Genomic DNA, 13,945 nt, shown 5'->3' with positions numbered 1-13,945 from the left:
CATTTTAGGACAAGTGATGCCAGAATAAAGCTTAAGTCTTTATATCCCAGCTTTACTTCCGTCTCTTAAAAGGCGGTGGTAAAGCTAAATATCAACATGTCAATACACTAGTATAACAGAAGCAATGTCAAGAACAAATACGAATAAGAAAAATAAATCAAAAAAGCAAGAAAAAAGCAAGAAAAAAGCAAAGCAAAAGCTAATACTAATGTGAAAAAAAGAAGAAGCAGAACACAGATGCTCCAGGATCATTTCTTGCAGAAAATGAAATCGTTGGGATATTATGCATAGTAATGCGTTTTGAAAGGATGGGAAAGGATGGTTATTAAATGTAGTAAAGATGTTAGACGATATGTAGTTTGGTGGGAGTGTTCAGTAATATTTTTTTTCCTTCTTACGTGGGATGGGAAACTCGCAGACTTTAACCATTGGGATGCAACAATAGTGGGGTGGAGTATGCTAATCATAGGAACATTTTGTATAACTTGGCAAACTTGGCCTGAGTTGATTATGGATGAAGACGGATGTACAATGAAGTATCTGATATTTAAAAGGAGGTTTTTATGGGAAGAGTTGAAAATGAAACGAGTGTGTCCCACAGGAGGAAAGACCACCGCATGTTATCCATATTATGATGAAGGTGTTCTGTTTGCCTTGAAGAAAACGAAAAAGAAAAAAATAAGCGGATATGGCTATACAGCATGGCATCCATTTTCCAGCTTTATGGTAAATTTCAAAGAAACCAAGGAACCGGATGCACCAGAAGAGTCGCAAGTATATGAAGTGGAAAGAGATACGTTTCTTAGACAGATGAAGGAATGGGGAATAAAAATAGAAGGGACAGATGAATTTCAATAAATAACCGAGAAGTAACGCCTATCACTATGAGAGAAAAAAATGAAGCATAAAAGGAGCGGCTAACCCACCGGTCGTTCCTTTTTTTGCACCCAAATTTCAAGGAAAGGAAGTGAAAATAACATGAAACAGCGTATATTTACCATTATCAGCCTGACAGGCGGAGTTGTTGCGGCAGCCTTTGGCGGTTGGGATCTGGCGTTACAGACATTGATACTCTTCATGGCAATTGATTTGATAACCGGCGGTTTTCTTCTTCCGGTAGTGTTTGGCAAAAGCCCTAAATCAGAGAACGGAACATTGGAGAGCAGAGCGGGATTTAAGGGATTATGCAGAAAAGGTATGATGCTGTTCTACGTTCTGATCGCAGCAAGACTGGATCTTTTACTTGGAACAGACTATGTACGAGATGCGGTCTGTATCGGATTTATTGCAAATGAACTGCTTTCAATTGTGGAAAATGCAGGACTGATGGGACTTCCGATGCCGGAAGCGATTACGAAGGTGATTGATGTCCTGAAAAAAGAACCGGATAAAAAGCTGAGGCAGTCACATTAGGCGGAAGGATGGAAGAATAGAGCAACCAGGAAATAACGGAATACGGGAGGTGTTCAGAAGAGAATCGAGGTGAGAAATGTGAAGATTGTACAAAGGATGATGAAAGAGAACCCTTGTTATAAAGCAGGCAGGAAGATCAAAGTAAAAGGATTGATGCTCCATTCGGTCGGGTGCCCGCAGCCGAAAGCATCTGTATTTATCCAAAGCTGGAACCGTGCTTCCTTCGACAGAGCCTGCAGTGGAACTGCTTGCTATTCTTTGCCGGATGTATGAGCTGGATCCGATGGGAGAGGGAGTGATCTTAAGCCATAAAGAAGGACATGCAAGAGGGATCGCGACAAATCATGGAGATCCGGAGCATCTGTGGAATGGATTACATATGGGATATACGATGGACGGTTTCCGAAAAGCGGTGAAGAATTTGATGAGGAAAAAAGAGAAAGAAGAAGAGAAGGAAGCGGAGAAGGAAAAGGAATCTAAGCCATATCTTGTTCGAGTCAAGATCCCGGATCTGAATATCCGGAAAGGCCCCGGAACGAATTATCCAAAGACCGGAAAGTATACAGGAGTGGGAACATTTACCATCGTAGATGAAGCGGACGGGCAGGGAGCGTCCAGATGGGGAAAGCTGAAAAGTGGAAGCGGATGGATCTCGATGGACTATGTGTTGAGGGTGTAAAGTGAAAAGGATAAGCGCTGGGAGTTTGTGTGAAATCTCTCCTATTCGGTACAATATGTACTGGGTAGGAGAGATTTTTTGAAGTTTCTTCTTAGATATGCAAGGGACCTATTGGAACGAAAAAATAAAAATCTTCCATATTCAATATGAAAAATAAAAATGAAAGGATGGTTTGGATATGAAAGAGATTCCGATTTGGGAAAAGGCAAACTTGACGTTAGAAGAAGCGGCTGAATACTCTGGCATTGGCACTGGTAAGTTGCGTGAGATCACCAATGACAAGAATTGCAATTTCGTTCTCTGGGTAGGGCGTAAACGACTAATCAAGAGACGTTTATTCGACAAATACATTGAACAGGCTTTTTCCATTTAACATCTGTAGTTTTTCGTAGAAAAAGAGTCTTCGATGTGATATGATTTAAATGTCACATCGAGACTCCTTTGCAATGAAAGGAGTTCGAACATGAATAATAAAAAACGTAAAGATAAAAAAGGGCGTATTCTGAAAACGGGAGAAAGCCAGAGAAAGGATTTTGTTTATCAGTATAGGTATACCGATTTCCATGGCAAAAGGCAGACCGTTTATGCATCGACTTTGCAGGAACTTCGTCAGAAAGAAAAGGAAATACAAAAGCAAGTTGATGATGGGTTGGATTATGAAGCTGGACAGATCACTGTGATTGAATTAATTGAAAAGTATATTAGTTTGAAACAGGGGGTACGATACAATACAAAGGTCGGTTATCAGTTTGTTCTGAATCTGGTTAAGAAAGAGGAGTTCGGATACCGAAAAATTAGTACTATCAAAGTATCCGATGCAAAGCAGTGGTTCATGAAGTTGCAGAAAGACGGCAGAGGTTACAGTACCATTACCAGCGTGCGGGGAGTTATCAAACCGGCATTCCAGATGGCATACGATGAAGACGCTGTTAGAAAGAATCCGTTTGCGTTTAAGTTGACTGATGCAGTAGTAAATGATTCGGAACAGAGAATCGCCCTCACAGATGAGCAGTTAGAAATTTGGATGGATTTCATCAAGAATGATAATACATATTGTAAATACTATGATGAGTTTGTCGTTCTTCTTGAGACCGGTATGAGAGTCAGTGAGTTTTGCGGACTGACGAAAAAGGATCTGGATTTTAAGAATCGTAGAATCCGTGTGGATCATCAGTTGGTTCGTGAACGGGGTGGGAAATATTACGTTGAGGAGACCAAGACCAGCAGCGGATGTAGATTTTTACCGATGACAGACAGCATATATCAATCCTTAAAGAATATGCTTGCAAGGCGTCCGAAAGTCAAAAAAGAGGTCGTTGTGGACGGATATACGGGTTTCATCATGCTTGACAAGAACGGCAATCCCAAGGTTGCACTTCACGTTGAGAACGAGATGCGTTGGGCAATGAAGAAATATAAGAAGCTTCATCCTGACAGACCTTTGCCTAATATTACACCGCATGTGTTTCGACACACGTTTTGCACAAATTATGCAAATGCCGGTATGGATATTAAGGATTTGCAGTATTTGATGGGGCATTCAGATGCAGGGGTGACACTCAATGTGTATACACATGCAAACTATGCACATGCTGCAGATCAGATGGCGAAGATTACAGAATTTCGTCAAAAAACCAATTTGGAAAACGAGAAATATGGGATGAAGTGTGACGGAAAAAAAGTGACGGTTAGTTAAGTTAACTACACCGCTACTACACCATTTACTACACCAATCAGTGGTGTAGTGATATGGATTTATGGAGACTTATGAAAAAATGAAGAAAAACTCAAATCCCGAAAAGCCCCGTAAAATCAAGGGTTATAGGGTTTATGGAGGTTTATAGAGACTATGATAAAAGTACTTTTCATCTGCCACGGCAGGATTTACCGGGCATGATGAAAAGTCTCAAATCGTCTTATAAGTCCCGAAAATAAGCGTTTTTTGTGTTTCGCTCTCAATTTTACCAAAGATTTACCAATATTTCTGGAGAGTCAGACTTGCGAAAATATGGAACCAGAATGAGGAGAAAATCAAAATGAGCGATTTATTAACTTGTGAATTTAATATCGATACTGCCTGTGTGGAGCTTTGCTTCGCTGATGGCAGCATGATTTCTATAGACTGCACCGCCGTTGAGAACGAGGTCGCAGACAATATGTACCAGAGGTCAGAGCTTGACTATCTGATATACAATGACCCGGTAGCCTATGCGAATTTAATTCTCAATGGTGACCCGGAAACATACTTGAAAACCGTTACGGAATACAACCCTTTGGACTGATTACCAGAGATAAAGCAAGCCGTCTGTGTGGGCATGAGAAATGCTCGTACAGACGGCTTTTTAGGTAAGTATCTGTTTTCAAATGATAATTTTTATTGCTTGACCGATTCGGTTATTGGTGCTATACTCTAAATAACCGAATCGGTTATTTTGTAAAAAGGAGAAAATGAATTGGACAAATTTTTGGCCCTGACCGAAGAAAAGAGAACGGCTATTCTCAATGCGGCGCTCCTGTGTTTCGGCAAGTTTGGTTATGAAAAAGCCTCAATCAATGATATTGCGGTAGCCGCACACATTTCCAAAGCGTCTGTGTTTCAGTATTTCGGCAGTAAAAAGCAGCTCTACATTTACCTACTGGAATACTGCAAGAAAATCATAGAGGGAATATTTGACAAGGAAGCCCTCAATTCCCAAACAGATTTGTTCGACAGAATCCTGGCATCCAGCCGCATGAAAATGGAGGGGCTCCAAAATCAGCCTTTTATCTTGCAGTTTATTACCAGTGCCTGGGAGGAAACGTCTCCCGAGGTGGCAGATACGCTAGCGATCCTGACGGAGGAGACCAGCAGATTCCGAAACGATCTGGTTCTGCGGGAAGAGGATGCGTTGAAATTCAAAGACCCGGAGGATGCTCAGCCGGTCTTTCAGATGCTTCTGCTGATGGCCGAGGGCTATGCGGCCCGGTACCGTGGGGCGGCGGCCTTCGATTTTCAGGCTGTCATGGAGGATTTTGAGGAGAACATCGCAATTCTGCGGAAAAATTTTTATAAGGAGGAGTATCAAAAATGAGTGAGCAAGCAATCGTCTTAAACCAGCTGACCAAGCACTATGGAACCCATCGGGGGATCAACGACCTCAGTTTCTCGGTGAATGAGGGCGAGTTTTTCGGCTTCATTGGCCCCAACGGTGCAGGAAAATCCACCACCATCCGCACGCTGATGGGCCTGATCCATCCCAGCGGCGGCAACGCCTCTATTTTCGGCCTGGACTGCCAGACCAAGGCCAGTGTCATTGCCAGAGATGTGGGCTACCTTCCCAGCGAGAACAGCTATTATGAAAACATGAAGGTGCGGGAACTGCTGCAATACACCGCTGACCTGTACGGCATGGACTGCGAAACGAAAATGTATGAGCTTTCTGAGCGCCTCAATCTGGATCTGACCCGGAAAATCGCAGACCTGTCTCTGGGTAACAAGAAAAAGGTGGGGATTGTGTCTGCCATCATGACCTCGCCCAAGCTGCTGATTATGGACGAGCCCACCAGCGGCTTAGACCCGCTGATCCAGCAGGCCTTCTACGATATTCTGAAGGAGGAGAACAGCCGGGGAACCACCATTTTCTTCTCATCCCATGTCCTCAGCGAAGTACAGAAGCTGTGTGACCGGGTGGCAATCTTAAAAGAAGGCAAGCTCGTGGGCATTCAGTCCATCAAAGAGCTTCGGGAAAGCGGCTATAAAAAGGTCAGCCTCACCGCCAAAACAACCATTCCCCGTGACTTCTGGGGATTGCTCGGCATTGCCAACTACACCGAGAGTCCTGACAAGACCTCTGTTTCCTTTATGTATAACGGCAATATCACAGCGATCATCGACAAGCTTCACCTGCTGCATTTGGACGATGTGCTTTTGGAAGAGCCCTCTTTGGAGGAAATCTTCATGCACTACTATGCGTAAGGAGGTGTTAGGCATGGTCATTTTGAAATATGAACTGAAAAGGCATCGAACCTATATCCTGGGCTGGGCTATCGCCTTGGCACTGTGTATTTTTTTGATGACGCCGACTTATTACAGCTTTCTGGATGCTGCCTCCGTGGAACTCTTTGAAACCATGGGCACCACGGACTTTTACAGGAGTGTCGGCGTATCGATGGAATACCTAACCTCTTCGCTGGGCATTTATGGGTTCCTGACCAGCTTTTTCATGATTGCCTCCGGCATTTTTGGGATGCACTTCGGCATTTCCATTCACACCAGAGAATGTACGGAAGGAACCTCGGAATATCTGTTTACAAAGCCCTTTCCCCGGAAAGCAATTTATTGGGCAAAGGCATTGACCGTGTTTGTCGGCGTGGCGATTGTGGGTACGGGGTATCTGCTGGCTTCCCTTTTCGCCATGGCAATATTCCGTTCCGGAACTCCTTGGGGAGAGTTTTTCCTGATTGCCCTGTCCCTGACCCTTGTTACGCTGTTCTTCGCTGCAATGGGCCTGATGGTGGGAATTTTGTTTTCCCGCAACCGCAGTCCGCTGCTGACCGCCGGATTAGTCGTATTTGTGGAGTATTGCATTACCAGCTTCTCCAACATCGTCAGTAACCGAGCTATCAGCTTTCTGTCTCCCTACTCTTTCTTCGGAGCCGCTGATATCTCCAAAAACGGCTTCTATGACCTCCGGTATCTTGGATGGTGTGTGCTGCTGTTTGCCCTGTTTTTGGTGCTTTCTTACGGTGTCTTTCTGAAAAAAGACATTCAGTTCCGCAGCTAAGGAGGTGTGAACATGAAAACATTGATTAAAAATGAGTTTCGTCAAACCAGAAAACTTTTGTTGATCTGGCTGGGAATCATGCTGCTTCTGTGCGGTTTCTGCTATTTTGAACTTCTGTCTCTACAGGATAGTCTGGATGAAATGGCAGCGATGGTCGGCCAATTTCCGAGACTGATCATGATTATGTTTGGAGTCAAAGGCGACTTGACGACATCCACCGGCTGGTATGTGTGCATCTATTTCTGGGAGGGGCTACTGGCGTTTCCCTATGCCATGTCTTTGGGGCTGTCCTGTGTGGCTAAGGAAAAGAAATTCGGAACATCGGAATACCTGTTCACAAAGCCAGTGAAGCGGAAAACCATTGTTCTGGCGAAGGTGATCGTTTCAGCAGTGAACCTGCTGGTGTTCGCCCTGTTCAGTGGCGTGTGCAATTATTTCACAATTGTTCTTCCTTTGGGCGGTCTGGATCAGCCGGGAGCGGTGCTTTCCACAACGATGGGAATGTTCTTTACCCAGATCCTCTTTTTTGCCCCGGGGCTGTTGTTTGCCAGCGTGCTCCTGTCCTATAGGGCTGCGGTGCGGACAGGAACAATTTTCATGCTGGCTGCCTATGCGTTGGCCTTTACTGCCGAGTACACAGGTAATCATTTTCTGGACTATCTGACCCCATTGCGTTATTTTGATGTGTACGAGGTAGCACTGCACGGTTTCCACCTTCCCTATATCTTCTTAACAATCGTTGTGGCAGGCATTTGTGTCGCAGCTGCCCTGAAGCAATGGAAACGGCGGGAATTGTGATTTTACATGAATCGTGTATCTTGAAAAAGGCAGCTAACGATATATGGAGGAAATATTTATGTTACGACCAAAAGAAGTAGTATGTAAATGGGTAGATGCGTTCAATAATCACGATGTAGAAGCAATCGTGAGCTTGTACCATGATAACGCAACCAACCATCAAGTGACAAATGATCCCGTGATTGGGATAGATGCAATCCGAGAAATGTTTACAACAGAATTTGCCACTGCCGATATGACTGCCATTGTAGAGAACATCTTTGAAGATGGACAGTGGGCGATTTTAGAATGGAAGGATCCTCTGGGACTGCGGGGATGCGGCTTCTTCCATGTTGTAAATGGTAAAATTCTGTTCCAGAGAGGATATTGGGATAAGCTGTCCTTTTTGAAGCAGCATAATTTACCTATTGAATCGTTGTGAAAAAGTGAACAAAGCACGAAGTTGAAGGGATCAGTAAAATGGGCGAGGAAGAATTATCGTAATTACAGGCCCTCCGGGAACTGGAAAATCGACAGTATCAGCTATTGTTGCGAAGGAATCCTGTATGGAAAAATCAGTGCATATGCATACCGATGATTTTTACCATTACCTGAGCAAAGGGGCAATATTGCCGCATTTGCCGGAATCCAATGAGCAAAACCTGATTGTGATCGAGGCCTTTTTAGAAGCCGCAAAGCGTTATGCCCGTGGTGGATATGATGTAATCGTGGATGGAATTATCGGCCCGTGGTTTTTGCAGCCTTGGTTAAATATCGTTCACGAAGGCTATGAAGTACATTATATCATTTTGAGAGCAAGCAAGGAGGAAACCCTGAACCGGGCGACTGGACGTTTGAAATTGGATAGCGAAACAAATACTGAATTGGTAGAAGTGATGTGGGAGCAATTCCATCATCTTGGAGTATATGAGCGGAATGCTATAGACACAACAAATGATTCGCTTCAGGATACAGTTTCCGCAATAAACGAGAAAATTTCAAATAAAACAGCGTTGTTATTGTAACGGAATACCACCAGCGAAAAACCGCTGCTACATGGAATTAAAACCATGCGGCAGCGGCTTTTTTATTTCCGGGCTTTATTCTTATGACTTGGGAAACTCTTTAACAACTTAGATTTCTTAAATATTCTCTTCATGGTGTCATGCTCGTCATCAAGAAGCTTATCGTAGTCAATTTGCAGTTCTTCGCAGAAGTAACGCCAAAATTCTTCAATCGGATTACTCTTGTATTTCATGGACTGCAAAAGCCGCTGCATCTTTTTGTCGTTGGATGCGGGGCGTTCAATGGGAGCGGATTCCGTGGCATTTTGGTTTTTCTCACGGATGCTGCGAATGACCCGATCCAGATCGCCGTGGATGTTATGGAAGAAGTATTCCTCTTCGTCGATGCGGGCAGCGTCCAGAACCTGAACATACAGGTCGTTGCTCTCTGGGTTATGTTGTTGCACAATTTGGAGCCGAACCGCATTCAGCCAGTCGTTCATATTCTTAATCTGCATGGTGGCGATGCCGTCCACATAGATTTCGGTGTCAGTCATCAGCTTTAGAAAATCCGGGTGCTTTATCATCTCGCAGAGCAGACGGTTGTTGAGTCTGCCGCTTTTTAGAATATCCAAGGTTTCATCGTCCAGATGAAGCTCCGCAATTTCGTGATTCTGAACTTCACGGGATTCGGTGAGACCCAGCAGCCAATCGGTAGAAACATGGTAGTATTCGGCAAGGATCACCAGATTCGTATGACTGATGTCTTTGTAATCATCGCTTTCATAGCTGCCCAGAGTGGATGAAGCGATTCCGGTTTCATCTGCAAGCTGTTTTAGCGTGAATCCTTTTTCCACAACTCGCAAATCTTTTAGTTTTTCTTGTATTGATAAGCCTTTTTTCATGGCAAAATCTCCTTCCTGCGGCTGCATTTCTGCCGCTGTTTTCATTATATCATGCCTTGTCCACAATCGTGGAAATTTTTGCTTTTTAGCAGAAAATCCTACTTTGCGGATATCCGGCACGGGGGTCAAAAATGTTCCATAATGTAGTCAGTTCATCGATGGATTATTCCAATCGAATGACCGTCCTGATGGGATATGCTTCCCGGTGAAGCAGCGCAGTGACTATCGGCAGGAACATGGAGGAACCCTGACCGATACGAGCGTGCCAACGGAAGCAAAACGCCGCAGAGAAACTGGGGCAGGAACGACATCAGGGTACAGCGGCGAACTGACACAAATAATGATACCGAAACACGACAATCTGACAGGGGGATAGTCTACCCTGTCAGCAATCCTTCGGGGATTTTTGCACCGCTCCAAGGCGGTGTTTTGGTTAAAAATCGCCCCGAAACCATACACAAAATCGGGAGGATACCATTGTGCCGAGAATGAGCCAAAAGAGGAAACTGGAACTGTCCTTTTTCCTGAATGATCGGGGGCGTGTCAGCTACAACAATCTGTGTCGGAAGTGCCAGCATGAATGCAGGCAGAGTTTCCGGGCAGTTGTGGTTGACTGCCCTCGTTATTTATCCAAACGAGCGAAGAAAAAGGAGAACCCAACCAAATGAATTTTGAATTTATGACGATAGACACACCGCTGCCGCCCTGTATGCCCTTTCCCAGAGCGTTGCTGGGATTCCCGGTCAGCAGCACAGCCAGGGTCATGTACTGCCGGATGCTGGATGCTATGCTTTCAGATGGACAGGAGGACGAGAATGGGATTCTGTTTGTCTGCTTCCCGGTGGCTGCGATTGCAGCCGCATTGTCCAGAAGCACAATGACGGTGAAGCGTTCTTTGAACGAATTGGAAACCGCCGGATTGATTATGCGGGTGCGACGAAGCATTGGAGAGCCGAACAGAATCTATGTGCTGATACCGGGAGAAGACGATGAAGTTCCCTCCTGAGTTCGCTTGAAAATCCTCAACACTGTTGAGAGAAAATCGAATGTGACTGCTAAGGTCAGATGAGAAGCCGCTGTCAGTTTTTGCGTGAATGCAAAATCCGGCAGCGGCTATTTTTTCGGAAGTCCCTTGGGGGGTTGCGAAAAAGCCGAAGAAGCTGAAAGGAGCCATAGAGGAAAGGGCGAGGTTCAGCTTCTTCGGGCAGGAGTACAGAGGGCGCAGCCCTTTGTGCATGGGTACAGGGTCGCACAAAGTCCAGGGGACCTTGGTATTGCGTGGACCGAAGCGGAGCGTAGATGCAATACCCCTGTGCAGGTCAAGGGCGGCAGCCTTGCCCAGTTAAGTGGCGTTGCGCCGCTTAATACTGGGTATTACTTGGCGCAGAAATGCAGCAAGGAAACAGCTTCGCTGCCCCTCCCCCCTGCGGGGAAAATCTTAAAGAAACGGAGGAACCAAATTTGAAACTGACAAAACACAACGGTCGTGCCGGAAAGAATGGCGTTTACAATCCCAAGCACAATGACCGTAATTTCGATGTGAGCAACAGCGAACACATTGACGAGCAGCGAGCCGAACACAACATCTACTGGGACTGCTACAACGGTTATCGGCAGCTGGCAGAAAAGAACAGTGACGAGATCCAGCTTGCTTCTACCTTTGAAGAAGTCGAGCAGATTTATTATCACACCCATTATTCTGATTACACGGACGGACAGAATGCCCGTAATGAAAAGAACCGCCACACGGAGCGCAACCGCACTACGGATGAAATTCTGAAAAATAAAAAGACCTGCCCGGAGGAAAGTTTGCTCCAAATCGGAAAGATGGAGGAACACGCTTCTGCGGAAACCCTCTTTCTGGTGGCTACGGAATTTTTTGCGGAGCTGGAAAGACGCTTCGGTTCCCATGTGCACATTTTGGACTGGGCATTGCACATTGATGAAAGCACGCCCCACATCCATGAGCGTCATGTCTTTGACTGTGAGAATCAGTACGGGGAGCTTTGCCCCCAGCAGGAGAAAGCTTTGGAAGCCCTTGGCTTTGAACTGCCGGAGCCGGACAAGAAGCTGGGTCGCCACAACAATAGAAAGATGGTCTACGATGCCGCCTGCAGGGCTTTGCTTTTCGACATTTGCAGAAAGCACGGATTGCAGCTGGAGGAGGAGCCGGAGTACGGCGGTCGCAAGTATCTGGAAAAGCAGGACTTCATTCTTGCCAAGCAGAAGGAGCAGCTGGCGGTGCAATCCCAGACGATTCAGGAGCAGGAAACCGTTATTCAGGAGAAAGAAGAAAAGCTGGACGAGCTGACCTTAAAGCTGGATGATGTGGAAGCTCTGATTGACGATGTTTCTGAGATTGCCTACGACAAGGCAGTGGAGGTCGTGACCGATACCGTCCGGGTGGAAACCCACAAACAGGATATTCGGTTGGTGGAGGAAACAAAGTCCTGGCTGCTGTCCCCGGAGCGCAAGGCTCCCAAAAAGGAGCGGGAGTACGCTGCCGCCCGGCTGGACAATGTGGTTTCCATAATCACCAAAGCCATGCAGACAGCCCTTAGTGCAATGAAGGCTGCACTGACAAAGCCGGAGGTCAGAAAAGCAAACACCCAGCAAATCAAGGAAAAAGCCAGAACTTCCATTTATGAAATGCTGAACCGCAACAAGGCGATTGTGACTGCTGAGGATGCCGCAAGGAAAAAGGAAACTCACAAAAAACAGGATATGGAACGCTAACAGGCACTTGCCATTTTCGTATTGAGAATGTCAGGTGCCTTTCCTATTTTCAGGAGGAAATGATTTGAATGTCTTTGAAACAGTCAAGCAGTCTGTGACCACCCGGCAGGCTGCGGAACACTACGGAATCCGGGTAGGCAAAAACGGAATGGCTTGCTGCCCGTTCCACAACGACAAGACCCCCAGCATGAAGCTGGACAGGCGTTATCACTGCTTCGGCTGCGGGGCAGATGGGGATGTGATTGACTTCACAGCGGCTCTGTATGGGCTGGGAAAGAAGGAAGCTGCTGTACAGCTGGCAAGGGACTTTGGACTGTCCTACGAGGAAGGGAAGCTCCCAGATAAGATGAAAAAGCCCAAGCCCCGGCACAAATCCCCGGAGGTACAGTTCAGGGAAGCACAGAGCCATTGCTTCCGTGTTCTTGCCGATTATCGCCATCTGCTGGAACGGTGGAAAACCGAGTATGCGCCGGAGTCCTCGAATGAGGAATGGCATCCCCGGTTTGTGGAAGCCTTGCAGAAAACCAGCCATGTGGAATATCTGCTGGACACGTTGCTGTCCGGCGATACGGAGGAACGGGCGCAGATTATGACTGAATACGGAAAGGATGTGATAGAGCTTGAAAAACGATTATCAGAACTTGCCGCCCCAGATGCGGGAGGCCCTGAAAAACACAGTCAACGCCATGCAGCCGCCCCAGAGCGTTGAGGAGATAAAAGCCGAATTGGAAAGTACGGAGAAGGGCGGTGTCCGGCAGAGCATCCGCAACTGTCTGACGGTGTTCCAGCGTGACCCGGTGCTTGCCGGAGCCATTGCCTATAACATCCTGACTGACCGCAAGGACATTATAAAGCCCATCGGCTATCACAGGACTGGTACAGCCTTGACAGATACGGATATGAAATATCTGCTGCTCTATTTGGAAGAAAATTATGGGCTGACCAGTGAGAAAAAGATTGAAAACGCCATTGGTATTGTGGCGAATGAAAATAAGTACCATCCCATCCGGGACTGCCTGAACAGCCTTGCGTGGGACGGAACGGAGCGCATCCGATATGCCCTGCACCACTTCCTTGGAGCTGAGGTCAGTGAGTATAGCTATGAAGCCTTGAAGTTGTTTATGTTGGGGGCGATTACAAGGGCATTCAAGCCCGGCAGCAAGTTTGAAATCATGCTTTGTCTGGTAGGCGGTCAGGGAGCGGGTAAGTCTACCTTCTTCCGGCTGCTGGCTCTCCGGGACGAGTGGTTTTCGGATGACCTTCGCAAGCTGGACGATGACAATGTGTATCGCAAGCTGCAAGGTCACTGGATTATCGAAATGTCCGAGATGATGGCAACTGCCAACGCCAAGAGCATTGAGGAAATCAAGTCCTTCCTGAGCCGCCAGAAGGAGGTTTACAAAATCCCCTACGAAACCCACCCGGCAGACAGACCGAGACAGTGTGTATTCGGCGGCACATCCAATGCTCTCGACTTCCTGCCCCTTGACCGTTCCGGCAATCGCCGCTTTATTCCGGTCATGGTGTACCCGGAGCAGTCGAAGGTTCACATTTTGGAGTGTTGGACAGCGAATTGAGGGAGACGCAAACGACAAATTATTTTTCCGTCCTTTAAAGAATCGACCGCGCAGTCTGGGAGCTAATGGCAGATTGACAGCGATAATACGG

19 protein-coding genes and 1 pseudogene are annotated in these 13,945 nt (G+C 46.4%); 19 read left to right on the top strand and 1 reads right to left on the bottom strand.

Annotated elements, in window-relative coordinates:
- Nucleotides 1-318 precede the first annotated feature (318 nt).
- The 13 genes from ACTNB3_RS16810 to ACTNB3_RS16750 all read left to right on the top strand — a co-directional run bounded on the left by ACTNB3_RS16810 (nucleotide 319) and on the right by ACTNB3_RS16750 (nucleotide 8,657).
- The gene (locus tag ACTNB3_RS16810) at nucleotides 319-858 is read left to right on the top strand and encodes a hypothetical protein (protein ID WP_427808719.1); all 540 of its coding nucleotides are present in this window, start codon (nucleotides 319-321) and stop codon (nucleotides 856-858) included.
- Nucleotides 859-978: 120 nt separating this feature from the next.
- A complete protein-coding gene (locus ACTNB3_RS16805; protein WP_441027050.1) occupies nucleotides 979-1,413 on the top strand; it encodes a phage holin family protein in 435 nt (144 codons plus the stop codon).
- A 78-nt stretch (nucleotides 1,414-1,491) separates the two neighbouring features.
- Nucleotides 1,492-1,686, top strand: a complete 195-nt coding sequence (locus ACTNB3_RS16800) for a hypothetical protein (RefSeq protein WP_441027048.1) — start codon at nucleotides 1,492-1,494, stop codon at nucleotides 1,684-1,686.
- Complete coding sequence (locus ACTNB3_RS16795) at nucleotides 1,652-2,092, top strand: hypothetical protein (protein ID WP_441027046.1); 441 nt, start codon at nucleotides 1,652-1,654, stop codon at nucleotides 2,090-2,092. The genes ACTNB3_RS16800 and ACTNB3_RS16795 overlap by 35 nt, the downstream gene beginning before the upstream one ends.
- 178 nt (nucleotides 2,093-2,270) lie before the next feature.
- Entirely contained in the window at nucleotides 2,271-2,465 is a 195-nt protein-coding gene (locus ACTNB3_RS16790) for an excisionase (protein ID WP_441027044.1), read from the top strand.
- A gap of 90 nt (nucleotides 2,466-2,555) precedes the next feature.
- Nucleotides 2,556-3,788, top strand: coding sequence for a tyrosine-type recombinase/integrase (locus ACTNB3_RS16785; RefSeq protein ID WP_441027042.1), 1,233 nt, complete (start codon nucleotides 2,556-2,558; stop codon nucleotides 3,786-3,788).
- Nucleotides 3,789-4,128: 340 nt separating this feature from the next.
- A complete protein-coding gene (locus ACTNB3_RS16780; RefSeq protein WP_022030134.1) occupies nucleotides 4,129-4,374 on the top strand; it encodes a DUF6061 family protein in 246 nt (81 codons plus the stop codon).
- Between the two features lie 171 nt (nucleotides 4,375-4,545).
- Nucleotides 4,546-5,163 (top strand): TetR/AcrR family transcriptional regulator, encoded by a 618-nt coding sequence (locus ACTNB3_RS16775; RefSeq protein WP_441027040.1) that lies wholly within the window; start codon nucleotides 4,546-4,548, stop codon nucleotides 5,161-5,163.
- Nucleotides 5,160-6,047, top strand: a complete 888-nt coding sequence (locus ACTNB3_RS16770) for an ABC transporter ATP-binding protein (protein WP_441027038.1) — start codon at nucleotides 5,160-5,162, stop codon at nucleotides 6,045-6,047. Before ACTNB3_RS16775 ends, ACTNB3_RS16770 begins: the two co-directional genes overlap by 4 nt.
- A gap of 13 nt (nucleotides 6,048-6,060) precedes the next feature.
- Nucleotides 6,061-6,855: an ABC transporter permease subunit gene (locus tag ACTNB3_RS16765; RefSeq protein ID WP_026667058.1), complete on the top strand. Its 795-nt coding sequence runs from the start codon at nucleotides 6,061-6,063 to the stop codon at nucleotides 6,853-6,855.
- Nucleotides 6,856-6,867: 12 nt separating this feature from the next.
- Nucleotides 6,868-7,653, top strand: coding sequence for an ABC transporter permease subunit (locus tag ACTNB3_RS16760; protein WP_441027035.1), 786 nt, complete (start codon nucleotides 6,868-6,870; stop codon nucleotides 7,651-7,653).
- A gap of 58 nt (nucleotides 7,654-7,711) precedes the next feature.
- Entirely contained in the window at nucleotides 7,712-8,074 is a 363-nt protein-coding gene (locus ACTNB3_RS16755) for a nuclear transport factor 2 family protein (protein ID WP_022030129.1), read from the top strand.
- Between the two features lie 52 nt (nucleotides 8,075-8,126).
- The gene (locus ACTNB3_RS16750) at nucleotides 8,127-8,657 is read left to right on the top strand and encodes an AAA family ATPase (RefSeq protein ID WP_441027052.1); all 531 of its coding nucleotides are present in this window, start codon (nucleotides 8,127-8,129) and stop codon (nucleotides 8,655-8,657) included.
- 62 nt (nucleotides 8,658-8,719) lie between these two features.
- On the opposite strand, the gene ACTNB3_RS16745 is transcribed toward ACTNB3_RS16750, so the two are convergent.
- On the bottom strand, nucleotides 8,720-9,586 hold the full coding sequence (locus tag ACTNB3_RS16745; protein WP_441027033.1) for a helix-turn-helix domain-containing protein: 867 nt from the start codon (nucleotides 9,584-9,586) through the stop codon (nucleotides 8,720-8,722).
- A 160-nt stretch (nucleotides 9,587-9,746) separates the two neighbouring features.
- On the opposite strand from ACTNB3_RS16745, the gene ACTNB3_RS16740 reads away from it, so the two are divergent.
- The 6 genes and pseudogenes from ACTNB3_RS16740 to ACTNB3_RS16715 form a co-directional block, all read left to right on the top strand.
- A complete protein-coding gene (locus tag ACTNB3_RS16740) occupies nucleotides 9,747-9,917 on the top strand; it encodes a hypothetical protein (protein WP_441027031.1) in 171 nt (56 codons plus the stop codon).
- A gap of 103 nt (nucleotides 9,918-10,020) precedes the next feature.
- A complete protein-coding gene (locus ACTNB3_RS16735) occupies nucleotides 10,021-10,209 on the top strand; it encodes a hypothetical protein (protein WP_212096049.1) in 189 nt (62 codons plus the stop codon).
- Nucleotides 10,206-10,547: a DeoR family transcriptional regulator gene (locus tag ACTNB3_RS16730; protein ID WP_441027029.1), complete on the top strand. Its 342-nt coding sequence runs from the start codon at nucleotides 10,206-10,208 to the stop codon at nucleotides 10,545-10,547. Before ACTNB3_RS16735 ends, ACTNB3_RS16730 begins: the two co-directional genes overlap by 4 nt.
- A 455-nt stretch (nucleotides 10,548-11,002) precedes the next feature.
- On the top strand, nucleotides 11,003-12,277 hold the full coding sequence (locus ACTNB3_RS16725) for a serine/arginine repetitive matrix protein 2 (RefSeq protein ID WP_441027027.1): 1,275 nt from the start codon (nucleotides 11,003-11,005) through the stop codon (nucleotides 12,275-12,277).
- 64 nt (nucleotides 12,278-12,341) lie between these two features.
- Complete coding sequence (locus ACTNB3_RS16720; protein ID WP_441027025.1) at nucleotides 12,342-12,986, top strand: CHC2 zinc finger domain-containing protein; 645 nt, start codon at nucleotides 12,342-12,344, stop codon at nucleotides 12,984-12,986.
- Nucleotides 12,964-13,836, top strand: a pseudogene (locus ACTNB3_RS16715) (VapE domain-containing protein); the annotation flags it as partial. The gene ACTNB3_RS16720 and the pseudogene ACTNB3_RS16715, both read left to right, overlap by 23 nt.
- Nucleotides 13,837-13,945 lie beyond the last annotated feature (109 nt).

Source organism: Bariatricus sp. HCP28S3_D3 (assembly GCF_052065755.1).
Lineage (GTDB): Bacteria > Bacillota > Clostridia > Lachnospirales > Lachnospiraceae > Allocoprococcus.
Note: the sequence above shows the minus strand (reverse complement) of the source record. Positions and strands in the feature narration are given on the sequence as shown.

Coding starts and splice junctions, on each gene's coding strand:
- ACTNB3_RS16810 (WP_427808719.1), top strand. CDS start 319: ATGGTTATTAAATGTAGTAAAGATGTTAGACGATATGTAGTTTGGTGG.
- ACTNB3_RS16805 (WP_441027050.1), top strand. CDS start 979: ATGAAACAGCGTATATTTACCATTATCAGCCTGACAGGCGGAGTTGTT.
- ACTNB3_RS16790 (WP_441027044.1), top strand. CDS start 2,271: ATGAAAGAGATTCCGATTTGGGAAAAGGCAAACTTGACGTTAGAAGAA.
- ACTNB3_RS16785 (WP_441027042.1), top strand. CDS start 2,556: ATGAATAATAAAAAACGTAAAGATAAAAAAGGGCGTATTCTGAAAACG.
- ACTNB3_RS16780 (WP_022030134.1), top strand. CDS start 4,129: ATGAGCGATTTATTAACTTGTGAATTTAATATCGATACTGCCTGTGTG.
- ACTNB3_RS16770 (WP_441027038.1), top strand. CDS start 5,160: ATGAGTGAGCAAGCAATCGTCTTAAACCAGCTGACCAAGCACTATGGA.
- ACTNB3_RS16765 (WP_026667058.1), top strand. CDS start 6,061: ATGGTCATTTTGAAATATGAACTGAAAAGGCATCGAACCTATATCCTG.
- ACTNB3_RS16760 (WP_441027035.1), top strand. CDS start 6,868: ATGAAAACATTGATTAAAAATGAGTTTCGTCAAACCAGAAAACTTTTG.
- ACTNB3_RS16755 (WP_022030129.1), top strand. CDS start 7,712: ATGTTACGACCAAAAGAAGTAGTATGTAAATGGGTAGATGCGTTCAAT.
- ACTNB3_RS16745 (WP_441027033.1), bottom strand. CDS start 9,586: ATGAAAACAGCGGCAGAAATGCAGCCGCAGGAAGGAGATTTTGCCATG.
- ACTNB3_RS16730 (WP_441027029.1), top strand. CDS start 10,206: ATGAATTTTGAATTTATGACGATAGACACACCGCTGCCGCCCTGTATG.